At 60.8% G+C, this 18,175-nt stretch carries 17 protein-coding genes; 14 read left to right on the top strand and 3 right to left on the bottom strand.

What is annotated here, in order from left to right:
• Positions 1–18: 18 nt before the first annotated feature.
• The 13 genes from EO087_RS09750 to istB all read left to right on the top strand — a co-directional run bounded on the left by EO087_RS09750 (position 19) and on the right by istB (position 15,100).
• Positions 19–1,077, top strand: coding sequence for a pilus assembly protein PilM (locus EO087_RS09750; RefSeq protein WP_128898698.1), 1,059 nt, complete (start codon positions 19–21; stop codon positions 1,075–1,077).
• Positions 1,077–1,799, top strand: coding sequence for a PilN domain-containing protein (locus tag EO087_RS09745; protein ID WP_128898697.1), 723 nt, complete (start codon positions 1,077–1,079; stop codon positions 1,797–1,799). The genes EO087_RS09750 and EO087_RS09745 overlap by 1 nt, the downstream gene beginning before the upstream one ends.
• The gene (pilO, locus tag EO087_RS09740; protein WP_128898696.1) at positions 1,799–2,464 is read left to right on the top strand and encodes a type 4a pilus biogenesis protein PilO; all 666 of its coding nucleotides are present in this window, start codon (positions 1,799–1,801) and stop codon (positions 2,462–2,464) included. Before EO087_RS09745 ends, pilO begins: the two co-directional genes overlap by 1 nt.
• Positions 2,461–2,994 (top strand): pilus assembly protein PilP, encoded by a 534-nt coding sequence (locus EO087_RS09735; protein WP_128898695.1) that lies wholly within the window; start codon positions 2,461–2,463, stop codon positions 2,992–2,994. Before pilO ends, EO087_RS09735 begins: the two co-directional genes overlap by 4 nt.
• A gap of 54 nt (positions 2,995–3,048) precedes the next feature.
• Positions 3,049–5,220 carry a type IV pilus secretin family protein gene (gene pilQ / locus EO087_RS09730; RefSeq protein ID WP_128898694.1) on the top strand — a complete coding sequence of 724 codons (2,172 nt, stop codon included), beginning with the start codon at positions 3,049–3,051 and terminating at the stop codon, positions 5,218–5,220.
• Positions 5,221–5,349: 129 nt separating this feature from the next.
• Positions 5,350–6,345, top strand: a complete 996-nt coding sequence (locus tag EO087_RS09725; protein ID WP_128898693.1) for a MoxR family ATPase — start codon at positions 5,350–5,352, stop codon at positions 6,343–6,345.
• Positions 6,342–7,271, top strand: a complete 930-nt coding sequence (locus EO087_RS09720) for a DUF58 domain-containing protein (protein WP_128898692.1) — start codon at positions 6,342–6,344, stop codon at positions 7,269–7,271. The genes EO087_RS09725 and EO087_RS09720 overlap by 4 nt, the downstream gene beginning before the upstream one ends.
• Positions 7,268–7,771, top strand: coding sequence for a DUF4381 family protein (locus tag EO087_RS09715; RefSeq protein ID WP_128898691.1), 504 nt, complete (start codon positions 7,268–7,270; stop codon positions 7,769–7,771). Before EO087_RS09720 ends, EO087_RS09715 begins: the two co-directional genes overlap by 4 nt.
• Entirely contained in the window at positions 7,764–8,741 is a 978-nt protein-coding gene (locus EO087_RS09710) for a VWA domain-containing protein (RefSeq protein ID WP_128898690.1), read from the top strand. Before EO087_RS09715 ends, EO087_RS09710 begins: the two co-directional genes overlap by 8 nt.
• Positions 8,738–10,744 (top strand): tetratricopeptide repeat protein, encoded by a 2,007-nt coding sequence (locus tag EO087_RS09705; RefSeq protein WP_128898689.1) that lies wholly within the window; start codon positions 8,738–8,740, stop codon positions 10,742–10,744. The genes EO087_RS09710 and EO087_RS09705 overlap by 4 nt, the downstream gene beginning before the upstream one ends.
• Positions 10,741–12,471 (top strand): BatD family protein, encoded by a 1,731-nt coding sequence (locus EO087_RS09700; protein WP_128898688.1) that lies wholly within the window; start codon positions 10,741–10,743, stop codon positions 12,469–12,471. The genes EO087_RS09705 and EO087_RS09700 overlap by 4 nt, the downstream gene beginning before the upstream one ends.
• A 288-nt stretch (positions 12,472–12,759) precedes the next feature.
• Complete coding sequence (istA, locus tag EO087_RS09695) at positions 12,760–14,328, top strand: IS21 family transposase (protein WP_128897460.1); 1,569 nt, start codon at positions 12,760–12,762, stop codon at positions 14,326–14,328.
• A gap of 13 nt (positions 14,329–14,341) precedes the next feature.
• Positions 14,342–15,100: an IS21-like element helper ATPase IstB gene (gene istB / locus EO087_RS09690; protein WP_128897459.1), complete on the top strand. Its 759-nt coding sequence runs from the start codon at positions 14,342–14,344 to the stop codon at positions 15,098–15,100.
• Positions 15,101–15,155: 55 nt separating this feature from the next.
• Here the strand turns inward: istB and EO087_RS09685 are convergent, their stop codons facing one another.
• On the bottom strand, positions 15,156–15,617 hold the full coding sequence (locus EO087_RS09685) for an O-acetyl-ADP-ribose deacetylase (RefSeq protein ID WP_128898687.1): 462 nt from the start codon (positions 15,615–15,617) through the stop codon (positions 15,156–15,158).
• A 52-nt stretch (positions 15,618–15,669) separates the two neighbouring features.
• On the opposite strand from EO087_RS09685, the gene EO087_RS09680 reads away from it, so the two are divergent.
• The gene (locus EO087_RS09680) at positions 15,670–16,140 is read left to right on the top strand and encodes a MarR family transcriptional regulator (protein WP_128898686.1); all 471 of its coding nucleotides are present in this window, start codon (positions 15,670–15,672) and stop codon (positions 16,138–16,140) included.
• Positions 16,141–16,178: 38 nt separating this feature from the next.
• On the opposite strand, the gene EO087_RS09675 is transcribed toward EO087_RS09680, so the two are convergent.
• The gene (locus EO087_RS09675) at positions 16,179–17,621 is read right to left on the bottom strand and encodes a M20/M25/M40 family metallo-hydrolase (RefSeq protein ID WP_128898685.1); all 1,443 of its coding nucleotides are present in this window, start codon (positions 17,619–17,621) and stop codon (positions 16,179–16,181) included.
• A 79-nt stretch (positions 17,622–17,700) separates the two neighbouring features.
• Positions 17,701–18,102 carry a large-conductance mechanosensitive channel protein MscL gene (gene mscL / locus EO087_RS09670; protein ID WP_128898684.1) on the bottom strand — a complete coding sequence of 134 codons (402 nt, stop codon included), beginning with the start codon at positions 18,100–18,102 and terminating at the stop codon, positions 17,701–17,703.
• Positions 18,103–18,175: the final 73 nt, after the last annotated feature.

Raw genomic sequence — 18,175 nt, 5'->3', positions numbered from 1 at the left:
GGTCAAGGGGGAATCATCGTGGGGCTCTTTACACCCAAGAAGCCGCCGCTTGTTGGTGTCGATATCAGTTCGACCGCCGTCAAGCTGCTGCAGCTCAGCCAGACTGGAGGCCGCTATCGCGTGGAGCACTACGCGATCGAGCCGCTGCCCCCCAATGCCGTCGTCGAGAAAAACATCGTCGAGGTCGAGGCGGTCGGTGAGGCGGTACGCCGCGCGCTGACGCGCTCCGGCGCCAAGATCAAGCATGCGGCGGCGGCAGTAGCCGGCTCGGCCGTGATTACGCGCATTGTGCCGATGGCGGTGGAGCTTTCTGACGAGGATCTTGAGGGTCAGATCCAGGTCGAGGCCAACCAGTACATCCCGTATCCGATCGAGGAAGTCAGTCTCGATTTCGAGGTGCTGGGTCCGGTGCGCGACAGTCCCGAAATGAACAACGTGCTGTTGGCTGCGTCGCGCACGGAGAATGTCGATATGCGCGTGGCCGCGCTCGATCTGGGCGGCTTGGCCGCGCAGGTGATCGACGTGGAAGCCTTCGCGATGGAGAACGCTTTCACGCTGATCGCCGATCAGTTGAATGTCGGCCGCGATGCGCTGGTGGCAGTGGTCGATATCGGCGCCACCATGACCACGCTCTCCGTGCTCAAGAACCAGCGCACCATCTATTCGCGCGAGCAAGTGTTCGGTGGCAAGCAGCTCACCGACGAAATCATGCGCCGCTATGGCCTTTCTTACGAGGAAGCCGGTCGCGCCAAGCGCAAAGGTGGTCTGCCGGAATCCTACGAGACCGAAACATTGCTGCCGTTCAAGGAGTCGCTGGTGCAGCAGATCAGTCGCTTGCTGCAGTTCTTCTACGCCGGTAGCGAATTCAGCAAGGTCGACCAGGTCGTGCTGGCGGGTGGTTGTGCGTCGATCGAAGGCATCAGCGCGATGCTGGAAGAGCAGCTTGGCCTGCCTTGCATCGTCGCCAATCCGCTGGCCCGCATGTCGCTGTCCAGCCGGGTGCAGGCACAGTCGCTCACCCAGGATGCACCGGCTCTGATGATCGCGGTCGGACTCGCCATGAGGAGTTTCGACTGATGGCACGCATCAACCTACTTCCCTGGCGCGCAGAGCGTCGCAAACAGCGTCAGCGCGAGTTTTTCACGCAGCTTGGCGCCTCAGCGCTGGCCGCGATCGGATTCCTGCTGCTGTGGGGTCTGTGGATGAGCATGCGCATCGACAACCAGAATGAGCGCAATACCTATTTGCAGGACCAAATCAAACAGGTCGATGCACGCCTGACCAAGATCAATGATCTGGAAAAAGTGCGCGCGCAGTTGCTAGCCCGCAAACAGATCATCGAGCAACTGCAGGCCAATCGCTCGCAGATGGTGCATCTGTTCGACGAACTAGTGAAGACCATTCCAGGCAGTGCGCGCCTCACCTCGATCAAGCAGACCGGCGATCAGATGATGCTGGGTGGCGTGGCGCAATCGAACGCCAGCGTCGCCGAATACATGCGCAACATCGAAGCGTCGCCATGGATGGGGCAGACGGATCTGAGCAAGACCGAGAACAGTCATGACGCCTCGCGCATGCCCTACAGCTTTGGGCTGACCGTGGTCCTGCAAAAGCCGAAGGATGATGGTGCGGCACAGGGTGGGGCGGTACCTGCCTCGTCCAGCACCAGCAGCATCCATGCAGCTCCGGTGGTACCGGTGAATCCCCAGGCCAAGCCGGCCATGACACCGACACCTCCGGCCGCGGCGCAGGCGCCGACTCAACCCAACGCTGTGTCGATCAAGGGAGGAGCCAAATAATGAAACTCCTCAACGATTTGCGCAGTCTGGATCGCAACAACATCGGCGGCTGGCCGAAGTCGGTCAAGACCTTGTTTACCGTACTGCTGTTCCTGGTGATCGGCTTTATCGGCTGGTATGTCTTTATCAACGACCAGCAGGACACCTTGCAAAACCTGGCCGCCAAGGAAGAAAAGCTCAAGCAGGAGTTTTCGGAGAAGCAGGCCAAGTCAGTCAATCTCGAAGCGCTGCAACAGCAGCTCGACGAAATGAAAGACATGCTGCGCCAGTTGCTGCGCCAGCTCCCCAGCAAGACCGAAATGCCGGAACTGCTGGTGGATGTTTCGCAAACGGCATTGTCGGCCGGCTTGCAACAAGAGCTGTTCCAGCCGGGTACTGAAATACTGAAGGACTTCTACGCTGAGAAGCCGATCCAGCTCAAGATGATCGGTACCTACCATCAGTTCGGTACCTTCATCAGTGGCGTGGCTTCGCTGCCGCGCGTGGTGATCCTTACCATGCACGATGTGTCGTTGGCACCGCTCAACCCGTCTGCCAAGGGTGGCGAACCCGGACCGAATCAATTGCTGGTACTGCAAGGCACAGTGAAGACGTACCGCTACCTGGATGATTCCGAAACGGGCGAAACGAGCGCCAAGGGCAAAAAAGTGGGGGAGCAGAAATGAGCAACCCGTCTGTCATGAAGCTCGCGCACTTGGCTAAGGCCTTGCTGTTGATGGGGGCCGTGCTGGCGCTCGCGGGCTGCACCCGTGGCATGTCGGATCTGCGCGAATGGGTTGCGCAGGAAAAGGCCAGGCGTGGCGCTCCGATTCCGCCGCTGCCGGTGATCAAGACCTTCGAAACATTTACCTACAGCGACCAGGACAAGCGTGATCCGTTCAGTCCGAGTCCGGATGAGTTGAATCAGAGCAATGGTCCTCGTCCGGATGAAGGCCGCGCCCGACAGCCGCTTGAGGCTTACGCGCTGGATAGCCTGAGGATGGTTGGCACGATCGGTGCTGGTGCCACCATGGAGGCTCTGATCAAGGACCCAGGTGGGGTGATTCATCGCGTGCACGCAAATGAATACATGGGCCAGAACTATGGTCGCATCACTGCCATCAGTAGCGATCACGTCGATCTGGTCGAATTGGTTTCAAACGGCAATGGCGGCTGGATGGAACGTCCGGCCAGCATCGCGCTTGTCGCGAAATAGAAAACAGGGGCTGATGCAATGACTAATCCAATCAAACCAGTCCGGAGCCGTGCCATGCACCTGGCGAGCCGTTGCCTGATGACAATGATGGTGTTGGGCGCTGCTGCATGGGCCAACACAACGGCAGCGGCCAGCACGCTGCAAAACATTACCTACAAGAGCTTGCCTGGCGGTCGTGTCGAGCTGCGCATGAGCTTCGACAACAATCAGCTTCCGCAACCCAATATTTTCACCACGAACAATCCGCCGCGCATCGCGATCGACTTCCCGAATACGACCAACGATGCGGCACGTCACCAGGACATCGGTGTCGGTGCCACAACCGGGGTATCGGCTGTTTCCGCGGGTGGTCGCACCCGTGTTGTGGTTGAGCTGATGCAGTCCTCGACCTACAAGTCGCACGTAGAAGGCAACAGCTTGGTGTTGGTGGTAAACAATGGCGCACAGACCCAGCCGGTCACTACGGCATCGACGATTGATCCGTCCAAAGCGCTACCCTCGGCACTGAATGGTCCAGCGATCACCAACATCGACTTCCAGCGCGGCACCAATGGTTCCGGGCGTGTGCTGATCAACTTTAACGGTGCCGGCGCCAACGCCAGCCTGCACAACCAGGGCAACAACATTGCCGTGGACATCGACAACGTACAGTTGCCGGCCAGTCAGGCCCAGCGTCTGAACGTGCTCGATTTTGCGACGCCGGTGCAATCCATCTCGCCGCGTTCCACACTCAATGGCGTACATATGGACATCGCCTACAGCGGCGATGTGGAAACCTCGTCGTACCAGACGGGTAACCAGTATGTGATCGAAGTAACGCCGAAGAAGCAGAGCAACAGGAACACCCATCCCGGTTCTTTCGCTCAACCTGTCTATACGGGTAACCGCGTGACCTTCAACTTTCAGGATATCCCTGTGCGCTCTGCGCTGCAGTTGCTGGCCGACTACTCCGGCCTGAACCTGGTGGCTTCGGATACGGTAGGTGGCAGTGTTACGCTGCGACTGGTCAATGTGCCCTGGGATCAGGCGCTCGACGTGATCTTGCGCGCCAAGGATCTGGACAAGCGCCGCGACGGCAACGTGATCTGGATTGCGCCGCAGAAGGAATTGGCCGATTACGAGCAGAGTTTGGCTGATGCACGCTTCAAGGCGGAAGACACGGCGCCGCTGATTACGACCTATGTGCCGATTAGCTATGGCAAGGCGCAGGACATCGCCAAGTTGCTGACCAGTGGCAGCATGCAAAGCGTGGCTGGTGGCGGCATTAATAGTGCTGCCTCGGAACATCGCGGGTTCCTCTCGCCGCGCGGCAGCGTTACCTTCGATCAGCGCACCAACACGCTGCTCATCAACGATACGGCCGAAAAGACGGCTGAACTACGCACCATCATTTCCCAGCTCGATCGACCAGTGCAGCAGGTGCTGATCGAATCGCGCATCGTTATTGCGACGGACGACTTCGAGCGCGACCTGGGCGTGCGGTGGGGTATCAATGGCAGGCACGTCAACCCAAGCGGCCAGACACTGTCACTGGGCAGCGGCCTTCTGCCGGCGGCGTCGACTGGCAGTGGCACCACCACTACGACTTACAACGGATTGCAGAACTTTCAGCAGGTCAATCTGCCGGCCACACCGACAACCGGCACCGTCTCAACCATTGCCGCCGGTATCCTAGGCAAGAATTACGCCTTGGACCTGGAGCTGTCCGCCGCGCAGGCCGAAGGTCGTAGTCAGCTCGTCTCCAGTCCACGTGTGATCACCGCTAACCAGCAGGAAGCGGATATCCGTCAGGGTCAGGAAATCGGCTACGTCACGTATCAGAACTCGGTGGGCGGCGGTGGTGCCAGCGGTACGGCTACGGTAGCCTTCAAGGACGCGGTGCTGGAACTGAAGGTGACGCCGACCATTACCGCCGACAACCGCGTGTATCTGGCGATCAATGTGAACAAGGATTCGTTGCACAACTACATCCCCGTCCCGGGCAGCGGTCAGGTGCCGGTGATCGACACGCGCTCGCTCAATACCTCGGTGCTGGTGGATGACGGTCAGACGGTTGTGCTGGGCGGCATCTATGAAATTACCAAGACCGACAACATCAACAAGGTGCCGTGGCTGGGTGATATCCCTGGCGTGGGCTTCCTGTTCCGCAGCACGCAGCGCATCAACGACAAGGATGAATTGCTGATCTTCGTGACGCCACGCATCCTGAGCGATAGCCTGCAATAACTCAGGCCGGATCGGTATGAAGCAAGGGGCGGCCTCTGTGCTGCCCCTTGCCGTTAAAACAACATTCACCACCAAACTTTCCTACTTCGTCGTGGTCTGACCTGGCACGAAGCAGTACAGGATTTTCGGATGGATATGCCCCAAGTCCCCGTTCCCGGACGTCTGCAACAAGCGTTTTCCCGACTCCGTGACGATTTGCAGCGCCAAATCATAGGTCAGCCAAGGTTGATCGATTGCCTGCTGATCGCCCTGCTCGCCGATGGGCACTTGCTGGTCGAAGGCGCCCCCGGGTTGGCCAAGACCACGGCAGTGAAAGCCTTAGCCGGGCGTATCGAAGCGGACTTCCATCGCGTTCAGTTCACTCCAGACCTGTTGCCGGCGGACCTGACCGGCACGGATATCTTCCGGCCCCAGACGGGCAGCTTCGAATTCGAGCGTGGCCCGCTGTTTCACAACATCGTGTTGGCCGATGAAATCAACCGCGCCCCGGCAAAAGTGCAATCTGCGTTGCTGGAGGCGATGGCGGAACGGCAAATCACGGTCGGGCGCAATACCTGGCGCTTGCCTGAACTGTTCATGGTCATGGCCACGCAAAATCCGATCGAGCAGGAAGGCACCTTCGCATTGCCGGAAGCACAGCTCGATCGTTTCGTGATGCATGTAACCATCGGTTATCCGGATGCGGCATCGGAACTCGCCATTCTGCGTCTGGCGCGTGAGCAGGCAACCAGGCCGTTACATCAGCCGGCACATGTCGAAACAGTGGTGGCTCAGCAGGATGTTTTTGCGGCACGCGAAGCCGCGCTGGCCGTGCATATGGCGCCAGCCTTGGAGCAATATCTGGCGCAGCTCGTGCTCGCAACGCGAGATGCGGGTCGTTATGGCCCGGAGTTGAAGCGCTGGATCGCCTGGGGTGCGAGTCCGCGCGCCACCATCGCACTTGATCGCTGCTCGCGTGCTCACGCATGGCTGGCGGGGCGCGAGTTTGTGTTGCCGGAAGACGTTCACGCCATTGTTTACGAAGTGCTTCGTCATCGCGTGTTGTTGAGTTACGAAGCGGAAGCCGAAGGTGTTCGCAGCGAAAAAGTCATCGGCCGTTTGCTGGATCTCGTGCCGCTGCCGTGAATGCCGTGGTCCAGCATCATAAGGATGGCGATGGCCGGGTGCGCGTATCGCTGGCTGAGCTGATCGCGTTGTGCGGCCGCGTGCAGCGTTTGCGATTGCCTCCGCAGGACAGTCGCGCAACCCGGGTCGGCATTCAGTCGAGCCGCCTTTATGGTCGCGGCATGGATTACGCCGAATCGAGGGCATACCAGCCGGGCGACGATGTGCGTCGCCTCGATTGGCGATTGACGGCGCGCAGTGGCCGCTTGCATACCAAGCTGTTCCAGGAAGAGCGCGAAGGGCAGTTGTTGATCTTGCTGGACCAGCACGCCAGCATGCATTTCGGAACCCGCGTGCGCTTCAAATCCGTCCAGGCGGCGCGCGCTGCCGCCTTGGCCGCCTGGTATGCCGTCCATGCGGGCGAGCGTGTCGGATTAATGCAGTTTGGTGGTGACCGGCACCTGCAACGTCCACGAGCCGGTGTGCACGGTGCGCTGGATGTGTGCGGTGCACTGGCAAAAAGGGACGGCTTCTTTGGTGCGTCCGAGTCGCTCTCGCAAGCTTTGCAGCATGTGATTCGGCTCCAGCGTGGCGCCAATCGCGTGTTGTTGATAACGGATGGCCAAAGCAGTGATGAGATCTCGCGCAATCGTCTGGCGGAAATGATGTGGCACACCGCGGTGCGGGTGTTGATCGTCGCTGATGTGCTTGAGCTCACGCCGATTCCTTCGGGACACTATCCGATCGAACATGATGGGCAACGTCGCACGCTCGTACTCCAGTCGGCGCGTCAGCGCGAGTCCTTCCAGCAAAGTTTGGGGGCAGGGCAAGTCCGGCTTGCGGCGATGGCGCAGTCGCTTGGCATCCCGTATCGCATGATCGATACGGCTGCCGATCCCCTCGAATCGGTATCTGCATTGTTGCGTGATGCGGGAGGCAAGCGATGATCGGTGTTCCTCCGCAGGCACAAGATAGTCTGGCTCTGCGAGATATCCACGTGCCTCCCGGGCCACCATGGTGGCCGCCCGCGCCTGGATGGTGGGTGCTTTTGGGCATAGTTTGCCTGATCGCTATTGCTGGCTGGTTGCTCTATCGGCGCACTCACGGAAGGCGAGCGATTCGTGGCCGCGTTTTCGCTGAGATCGAGCTGCTTGCGAAACGCCATGCGGATGATGATGCGACGTATGCAGCAGCCCTGCATCAGCTATTGCGCCGTGCCGCGCGGCGTTATGCCGCCGATGCGCACCTCATCCAGGGTGATCGCTGGAGACAGGTGCTGGCGTACATACCGGTGGATGACGCAACACTGGATGCGCTGATGACGTTGGACGCGCGCATGTATCAACCACACGCCGAATTCGATCGTCTGCAGGTTCAGGCAGCAGCTCAGCGATGGCTGGATGTCGCGCTACGCCGCATGAAGGTCATGGAGAGGGGAGATGTCTGAGTTCGCCTGGCCATGGGTTTTCGCATTCTTGCCGTTGCCATGGTTTGCGTGGCGCGCGTTGCAACCAGCGCAGCCAGGGCGGGCGTTGCACTTGCCTCACGCGTCGTTGGCATGGCGTGTTGGTGATGGCGTTACAACCCGCAGTGCGGGGTCGTGGTTGCTGGTTTTGGGATGGCTGTGCCTGCTCGCCGCGGCCGCACGGCCGCAGACACTGGGGCCACCGCAACCCCAGCAACATAGTGGCCGGGCCATGATGTTTGCCGTTGACCTTTCGGGCAGCATGCAAACGCCAGATATGCAACTGGGGGGTCAACAACTCAGCCGTTTCGGCGCGGTCGAGGCCATTGCGGGTGACTTCATTTCGCGTCGTCAAGGTGATGAACTGGGACTGGTGCTGTTCGGGACCCGGGCGTTTCTTGTTACGCCGATAACGTATGACCTCCATGCCGTGCGTGCGCAACTGCAGAGTGCCACAGTAGGCTTGCCGGGTACCGAAACGGCCATTGGCGACGCCATCGCCGTAGCCGTCAAGCGCCTTGCCGCGCTACCGGAACAAGCGCGCGTGCTGATCCTGCTCACTGACGGCGTCAACAATTCCGGCAGCATCTCGCCCCAAGATGCAGCGAAAGCAGCGAAAGCGGCCGGCGTGCGCATTTATGCCATCGGCATTGGAGCTACCCGCATGACCGTGCCGGGACTGTTTGGTGACAGCGTGATCAATCCCTCTGCCGATCTCGATGCCGATATGCTGACCTACATCGCACGCGAGACGGGTGGGCAGTTCTATCGTGCGACAGATGGCAATCAGCTTGCCGATGCCTATCGCGCCATTGATGCACTGGAACCGATGCCACAACAGGGTCCCCGTCTGCGCTTGCGGCATGAGCTGTTCCGGCTACCGCTTATCGCTTCGGCGCTGTGCTTGTTGCTGGGCATGTTGTGGCCACGTTTGCGGAGCACTGCCGCGTGAGCGAGGTCCTGAATCAATTCCATTTCCTGCAGCCACAGTGGCTATGGGGTCTGTTGGCGCCGCCGCTGGTGCTGTGGTTCGATTCGCGCTGGGATACCGCTGAGCGTGAACTCAGTCGTCTGGCTGATGCAGAGTTGCTTCCCCATCTGCTGAGCGGTCGCACTCAGCGTACGCGTTGGCCCTCGTGCTTGTTCGCCTTGGGTTGGACGCTAGGTGTGTTGGCGCTGTCTGGCCCTACCTGGAGTCGTGTTACCGAGCCTTTGTACACCCATCATGCCGCGCAAGTCATCGCTATTTCACTGTCGCAACATATGCAAGCACGGGATGTGCAGCCCAGCCGCATGGAGCGGGCTCGCTACAAGGCACGCGACCTGCTCGTTGCAAACAAAGATGGCTTGAACGCGCTGATCGGCTATGCGGGGCAATCCTTTGTCGTCGCGCCGCTGACCAGCGATGCGCATAGCCTGGATGACTTGCTCAATGCTATGGGGCCGGACACCATGCCAGTCGATGGCAACGATGCGGCCGCTGCTATCGAGCAAGGCGTGCAACTGATCCAGAACGCCAAATCGGGCAGCGCCTCACTGGTATTGCTGACCGATGATGCGAACGCCGCGGCACTGGCCGCGGCACGCAAGGCTCTGTCATCCGGAGTGCGTGTGTCCGTTTTGGGCATAGGAACGGACCAGGGCGTGCCGGTTCCGCAGGCCGATGGCAGCTTCCTGCATGATGACCAAGGCAACATGGTTGTGGCGCGCCGTAACGATGAAAACTTGCGCGCCCTTGCTCGGGCAGGCGGTGGTGTCTACGTGGCCATGAACGACAATGGTAGCGATATCGCCGCATTGCACGCCGCGCTACAGCCGATCCAGCATGCCTTGGTAGCCGAAGGTCGCAGTGGTGACGCGTGGCAGGATCGCGGACCATGGCTGCTCCTGCCGTTGTTGCTGGTGGCGGCGATGGCTTTCCGGCGCGGCTGGGTTTTGCTGGTGCCGCTGGCGTTGCTGCCGCTTTGGTCCAGTCCCGCGCAGGCTATGAGCTGGCAAGATTGGTGGCAGCGTCCCGATCAGCAAGCCGCGCGTGCCTTGCAGCGCGGCGACGCTGCCAAAGCCCAGCGATTGGCGCAAGATCCGGCGTTGCGTGGCGCAGCGGCCTATCGCGCCAAAGATTATGCCGCCGCGGCTCAAGCACTCGAACAAGCCAAGGGCGCGGATGCCCCATACAATCTGGGTAACGCGCTTGCCAAGCTGGGACGTTATCCCGATGCCATCAAGGCCTACGATCAAGCGCTGAAACTCGATCCGCACAACGACGATGCGAGGGCGAATCGCAAGGCCGTGGAAGAAGCCATGCGCAAGCCGCCGCAGAATGGCTCATCGCAGCAGCAACAGCGCGCTGGCAGTGGGCAGGGCAATCAGAACAAGCAAGGTGGCCAGCAAGGCCATGCAGGACAATCGTCCGGTCAACAGCAGGGCGACAATCCTCAGAATCAGCCACGGAAGGGTGACAAATCATCCGGACCGCAACAGAACAACGGCCAGCAAAACAGCCCAGATCAGCAAGGCCACAACCAACAGGATCAAGGCAAGGCCAACCTGCGGCAGAACAGTGCGAATGCGTCGCAAGGTTCGCAGCAAACCGATAAGCAGCAAAACCAGGATTCGCAACAAGGCCAGCAAAATTCATCCGGTCAGGATGCGTCGAAGCAGGCTCCTGCACCGCCCTCGTCCAGCGAACGAGCGCAGGCGGACAAAGCACAGCAAGGCTTGCAGCAGCAGATGAATCAGGCGCTCGCCCAAGAGGGACGCAAGACGCAAAAAGCGCCGCAAGCGCACGAGCTGGGAGCCGTCGATAGCGATGACCCGCTGTCCAAGCTCCCCAACGATGTGCGCCACGCTCTGGAGCGCGTGCCCGACGACCCGGGCGCCTTGCTGCGCCGCAAATTTGAGCTGGAATACCGGGAGCGCATGGGCGAGCAACCGGAAGCTGGAGATCAACCATGAGTTATCGCTGGTTGCTGCTGCTTTGCCTGTTGTTGCCGCTCAGCGCGGTGGCAGCCAGCGTGCAAGCCTCGTTGGACCGCAATGACGTGCACCTTGGCGAAACGGTAACGCTCAATCTGCGCATCGACGGCAGCATGAGTGCCAATACGCCGGATCTAAGTGTGCTGGATAACGATTTCGAAGTGCTGGGCACATCCACCAACAGCACGCTCACGGTCATGAATGGTCGGCCAAGTGCGGAGCTGATAATCGGCATCGCCTTGCGCCCCAAACACATGGGTGATCTGCAGATTCCATCGCTATCGATAGCAGGCAGTCAGACAGCGCCACTGACCTTGCATGTCGGTTCGCCAGATAACGCTGCCAGCGCGGATACACGCAAAGATATCTTTATCGAAGTTGCCGTTAATCCAGATCATGTTTATGTCGGACAGCAATTGCTATACACCGTGCGTCTGTTCTTCGATGTCAATTTGAACAGCGGCTCTTTGCCCGACCCGCATCCCGATGGTACGGACATACGCAAACTCGGTGCCGATACCAATGATGAAGCCGTGCGCAATGGCAGGCGCTATCACGTCATCGAGCGGCGTTACGCGTTGATTCCACAACGAGCCGGTTCGCTGACGATTCCTTCGATCGAGTTCCAAGGCGAAGCCGTTGACCCTGCTAATCCGAATGATCCGGGCAGCTTCTTCGGTCAGGGCGGGCTGTTTGGAAATACCTCGCCGGTCACCGCCGATTCGTCCCCACTTATTGTGAATGTGCAGGCGCCACCGTCGGATTGGGGTTCGACAACATGGTTGCCGGCACGCGCCTTGACGCTGAAACTGGAAGGCTTGCCAGGTGACGACAAGGCGCAGGTAGGACAGCCGATCAATTTGCACATGAGCATCCAGGCGGTTGGCGTGCCAGCCGATAGCTTGCCGCCACTGAGCCTTCCCACCATCGATGGCGGAACGGTGTATCCCGATCAAACCATCGACACCACCCATGACGATGGCCAGTGGCTGACTGGGCATCGCGAACGCAGTTTTGCGATCTTTCCGCAGCGTACGGGCACGTTGACCATTCCGGCGATGACCTTGACCTGGTTCAACGTGCAGACCGGCCAGAAGCAGGTCGCCTCACTACCTGCGCATACGCTAACCGTGTTGCCGTCAGCAAACAACGCACCGGCGACCCCCGCATCGGTGGCACACACTGCAGTGGCGAATGTCGTCCCCGCAACAGCCAGTAGTGTTGGAGCTGTTGGGAATGTCGCAGCGCCATCGTCGCCTACACTTTGGCGCTGGATTGCGATCGGCAGCATCGGTTTGTGGGTAATTAGCGTCGTCGCCTTCGGGTGGTGGCGTCGACGCAAGACAGTTCCTTCCGATGCGCTGCGTGAGGGCTCTGGGCACAGCGATTCAGTGCGTTCTTCGCGTCACGCGTTCATGCAAGCAGCACGCGGCAAGGACCGCACGGCGCAAGCCCGGCGTCTTTTGGCCTGGGCGCGCAGCGAGCGTCCCGGTCTGCAAAACCTTGGACAGGTGTCCCAGGCGCTTGCCTCGGAACAACAACGGGCAGCCATCGATGGCTTGCAACGCCTGCAGTACGCCGGGGCGTCCGCCGAAGACACCACTCCTCTGGCAGAAGTTTTTGCGCAGGGATTTGTATGGCGCCGCGAAGGCGAGTCAAGCGAGGACTCACCCTTGCCTCCGCTCTACCCCTTCAAGCTTGATTAAGCGCATTCCGCCAGATCGTCGCCATGCGATCGTCGAAACAACAAAGCCGCACATCCATATGGGGGTGTGTAGCAAGCACAGCGCGCAAGTGCGTATTTCGGCCCATCGTGACCGCCCATTTCGGTAAGGCGTGACCGGTCATTTCGGTAAGCCGTGACCGCCCGTTTCGGTTGATCGTGACCGATTTTCGACGGTCACCGAAATCAGCGGTCACGGCTTACCGAAACGCGCCCCTCGTTGTGCATAACTTCAACGCAACGGCATCCTCCACGGCTTTTTGGAGTGGCGATGCCGACCCCGCGAGTAGCTATGCGCAAGATCAAAGAATGTCTTCGACTGAAGCTGGAGTGCGACCTCTCGCACGAACGCATCGCCTTGGCCTTGGGTCTGTCCAAGGGCGTGGTCAGCAAGTACGTGAAACGTGCCACGGCCGCCGGACTGGACTGGCCCGGCCTGTCCGCCATGGACGACAACGCGATTGCCGCCCAGTTGTGTATGTCACCACCCGCCGTGCGTGGCGAGCGGGCACCCATCGATCTGCCATGGGTGCATCGGGAGTTGCGCCGCAAAGGCGTCACGCGACAATTGTTGTGGCAGGAATACTGCGACGCGAACGCTGGCCGTCTCACGTACCAATACACCCAGTTTTGCCAGCACCTCCACGACTACACGGCCTCGCTGCGCCGCTCGATGCGTCAGTTGCACGTTGCCGGTGAAAAGCTGTTTATCGACTACGCCGGCCCCACCCTTGGCGTCGTCAACCCCGACACCGGCGAGCTGCGGCGAGCGCACATCTTCGTGGCCGTGCTGGGTGCGTCCAGTTTCACCTATGCCTGCGCCACACCGGGCGAAACGCAGATCGACTGGCTGCGCGGCTTGACGCAGGCGTTGGCATTTTTTGGTGGCGTGCCGGCGCTGGTGGTACCTGACAATCCGCGCGCGCTGATCACCCAGCCGGATCGCTACGAGCCCGTGCTCAACCGTGCTACGCAGGCGTGTGCAGAGCATTACGGCATGGCGATCCTGCCGGCCCGCCCACGACGCCCGCAGGACAAGGCCAAGGTCGAGGTCGGCGTGCAGGTGGTCGAGCGCTGGATCCTCGCGCGCTTGCGCCATCCGTGCTTTTTTACCTTCAGCGCTCTCAATCACGCCATCGCCGACCTGCTGACGGACTTGAATGCACGGCCGTTCAAGAAGCTCGACGGCTCGCGCCGTTCGTGGTTCGAGACGATCGACCGTCCCGCCCTGATGCCCTTGCCGGCGCAACCCTATGAGCCGGCGCGCTTCAAGCCGTGCAAGGTCAACATCGATTACCACATCGAGGTCGATGGCCATTACTACAGCGTGCCGCATAGCCTGGTACGCAAGACCGTCGAGGCGCGCATCACCGACACCACCGTCGAGATCCTGCATGCCGGCCAGCGCATCGCCAGCCACGTCCGCTCCCCGGCGCGCGGACGCCACACCACCGTCGCCGACCACATGCCGGCCGCACATCGTGCGCATCGGGAATGGTCACCCGGTCGCTTCCTGCACTGGGCCGACACGATCGGCGCGGCAACCCGTCAGTTGGTCGAGCACCTGCTGACCGAGCGCCCGCATCCGGAGATGGGCTATCGCAGTTGCCTGGGGCTGCTGGCGCTCGCGCGCCAGTACGGCGACGACCGCCTGGAAGCGGCCTGCGCACGCGCGTGGGCGATCGGTTCGCGCACGCGCAAATCCGTGCAGTCGATCCTGCACAACAAGCTCGATCAACACCCCTTGCCCAGCGCCATCGCCCAAACCGACTGGGTCACACCCGACCACGTCAACCTGCGTGGCCCCACCTATTACCGCGATCCACCCACCACTCACTGAAAAGGAGACCACCTTGTTGATCCATCCCACCCTTGAACACTTGCGTGCCCTCAAGCTCGACGGCATGGCACAGGCGCTGGAAGAACAGCGCCTGTTGCCGGCCTGTCACGATCTGCCGTTCGAAGATCGGCTCGGCATGCTGGTCGATCGCGAACGCCATTGGCGTGACGGTCGACGGCAGGAACGATTACTTCGTGTGGCCAAGCTCAAACACGCCCAGGCCTGCCTGGAAGATGTGCAGTACAGCGCCGACCGCGGTATCGACAAACGCCTGATCGCCACCTTGTCCGGCGGCGACTGGATCCGGCAGGGGCAAAGTGTGTTGCTGACCGGTCCGACCGGGGTTGGTAAAACGTGGCTGGCGTGTGCGCTTGGACAACATGCCTGCCGCCAAGGCTTCCCGGTGCTGTATCAGCGTGTGCCACGCCTCGCCGAGATGCTACGCATCGCCCACGCCGACGGCAGCTTCGGTCGCGTGCTTGCTCAGTTGGCGCGCATCGACGTGCTAATCCTTGACGATTGGGGCATGACACCGCTCGATCAGGCGGCGCGCCATGATCTGCTGGAGGTCATCGACGATCGCGGCAACGGCAAATCGACCCTCATCACCAGCCAGCTACCGATCGAACACTGGCACGCCTGGCTCAACGATCCCACCCTCGCCGATGCCATCCTCGACCGTCTCGTACACCGCTCTCATCGCATCGTGCTGAAGGGCGAATCGATGCGCCGAAAGTCCTCCGCCAAGCCAGCCGCCGATACCTCATCGTGACCGGTCCAGTTACACTCGAGTGCACCGCACAATGACTGGCGCTGACCGGTCACGATCAACCGAAATACGCGGTCACGATCGCCGAAATCCGCAGCAAGGTGGCAACCGCCACTCGCGCAGCCTGCTCGGGGGGATAGCCGTACACGCCGCAACTGATCGCCGGAAAACCGATGCTGTGCAGATCGTGCTCCATCGCCAATGCGATGCTTGAGCGATAGCAACTCGCCAACAAGGCGGCTTCACCGGCATGGCCACCGTGCCACACTGGCCCTACGGTATGGATGACATAGCGGGCCGGCAGATTGAAGCCCGGTGTGATGCGAGCCTCGCCAACAGGGCAGCGTACATCGGGCGCGACCTCGGGCAATGTGCGGCAAGCTGCCAGCAGCGCTGGTCCGACTGCACGATGGATGGCGCCGTCCACACCGCCGCCACCCAGCAACCTCGGGTTGGCAGCATTCACGATGGCGTCAAGGGCCAGTCGGGTAAGGTTGGCAGTGATGACAATCATAGGCATCTTTGGGCTTATGCTTAGCTTATGTGAACGGTGACACCCAGAGTGCTGAATCATGCCAAAAACGGAAGATATTTCCTTTGGTTACCTGCTGAATGACGTCACCCTGTTGTTCCGCAAGCATTTCGATCGGCGCGCGGTGAAATTCGGCCTGACACGCGCCCAGTGGCGCGCCACCAAGATGTTGCACCACCGCGAGGGCCTGCGTCAGACCGAGTTGGCCGACTTCCTGGAAATGGAGCCCATCGCCGTGGGGCGTGTGATCGACCGGCTGCAGGCGGCGGGTTTTGTCGAGCGTCGGCCGGATCCCAAGGATCGACGGGCGTGGCGTCTTTACATCACGGCACAGGCCAGCGACGTGATCGATGATATGGAGCGCATTGCCTATGAGCTGCGCCGTGAATGTACGGCGGGCGTTACCTACGAGGAAATGTCCCAGGCCATGGACGTGATGACCCGGATCAAGGAAAACCTGCAGGCGCTCGATGTCACCGAAGCGCCGGTCGAACCCCTCAAAGAGGATTAAGGCCGCACCTGCTTTTGAACGCGACCTGACCGGCGCGCTTATTCCTCCGCGCCATCGTGGGCAAACGCGCCCGGCGCCGAACCGAAGTCGCCATCCGCTTGTGCGGCCATGTAACTGAATACGGCATACACCGCCACGTTCTGCGCAAGCTGCTTTGGATCGATCTTGTCCAGAGTGTCGTTCGCGGTGTGGTGCCAGTCGAAGTAGTAGGTGGCGTCCTGGGCCAACGTCAACGCAGCCATGCCCTTGCGGTGCATCTGTGAAAGATCGGAGCCGCCTCCGCCCGGCTGCTTGGCGTCGTAGGCTACGCCAATTGGCTGAAGCACCTTGGCTATCTGCTCGATAGCGCCGCGTGCTTGCGGTTTTACGCTGGCACTCATCTGCCAGACTGGCGCCGCGCCGAGGTCGGATTCGGAACCGAGCTGGAAGCTGCCCACGGCGGCGGCATGTTTGTCCGCATACGCACGACCGCCCCACAAACCCATTTCCTCGTTGGCGAAGGCGATCACCCGCACCGTGCGATCCGGGCGCTGCGGCAGATCGTGAATCAGTTTGGCGGCACCCAGGGCAATCGCCACGCCGGCACCGTCATCGATGGCGCCGGTGCCCGGATCCCAGGAATCGAGATGGCCGCCGATGGCGACCACTTGATCCGGATATTTGCGGCCAACAAGATCACCGATCACGTTGTATCCGGTGTATTGGCCTTCGATGCCGCAGTCCAGATCCAGCTTCACCGTGACCGGCTTGCCGTAGGCGAGCACGCGCTCGAGCTGATCGGCATCCGGGTTGGAGAGCGCTGCCGCTGGAATCGATTTGGCTGGATCGGTAAAGCCGGTCAGGCCCGTATGGGGGGTGCGGCTGCTGGCATCCGTTCCCGCCGAGCGCAACAGGAAACCCGCCGCTCCCTTGCCCATGGCCACGACTGGCCCTTGCATGCGGATGCCGGAGCCGAGGTCGTAGTCGCGGCCGTCCTTGGTGCGGTGCATGCGAAAGCCGATATAGACGATCTTGCCCTTCACCGTGGCCGGATCGGCGGCCTTCAAGGCATCCAGGCTGGCGAACGGCATCACCTCCGCGGTCAGCCCACCCTTGGGCGTACCCGGGGAGTAACCCAGCGCGGTCAGCGTCAATGGTTGCGGGAAGGGGGCGACGATGGCGCCGTGCTCGCTGCGACGCACCCACAGCGGATAGGTCACCGGTTCGGTATAGACCTTGTCAAAGCCAAGTGCCTTGAAGCGTGCGATGGCCCATTCCCGGGCGCGTTGATCGTTCACGCCACCGGCCAGACGCGAGCCGATCTCGGTAGTCAGGGCCTCGACCGTCGTGTAGGCGGTGTCATCATGCAACGCCTTGTCGCGTAGCTGCTCGGCAGTCTGCACGGCGGCGGCGGGAATCGTGGTGGGCGCATCCGTGGCGCCGGCAAATCCATAGACCAGCATCAGGCTGGCGGCGAGCAAGGTGAGAGCAGGACGGCGCATGAAAGACTCCCGATGACCAACCTCCATTATGGAGCCCGTCCCAGTTGATGCTTAGGCCGGAAGTCATAGCTGCAAGGGTTTACTGCCGATTTTTCAACAGATCGCGAATGTCGGTAAGCAGGGCCACTTCCGCCGGAGTCGCTGAGGTGGTGCGGATGTGCATCTTATTGATGATCTTGACCAGGATGAAGATGGCGAACGCGACGATTACAAAGGCAATCACCGTGTTGACGAAACTGCCGTAATTGACGGAGATCTCGGCGACCTTGTGCGCGGGGTTGCTGTTGTCGGCCGGACGTATCACCCACTTCATCGCCGAGAAGTCGATGCCGCCCGTGATCCAGCCAATGGGCGGCATGATGATGTCGCTGACTAGCGACGAAACGATCTTGCCAAACGCGCCACCAATGACGATACCGACCGCCATGTCGACCACATTGCCACGCATCGCAAATGCTTTGAATTCCTGCAGCATGCCCATTGTTGTCTCCCCAAGGTTGTGCGCCTGATGGCGGTGTGGACTTTAACAGGCTGTTAGAAGTGCTTGTTACGGT

The sequence above is a fragment of the Dyella sp. M7H15-1 genome, assembly GCF_004114615.1.
Taxonomy (GTDB): Bacteria; Pseudomonadota; Gammaproteobacteria; order Xanthomonadales; family Rhodanobacteraceae; genus Dyella_B.
The sequence above is the reverse complement of the archived record's forward strand: the minus strand, read 5'-3'. Positions and strand labels throughout refer to the sequence as shown.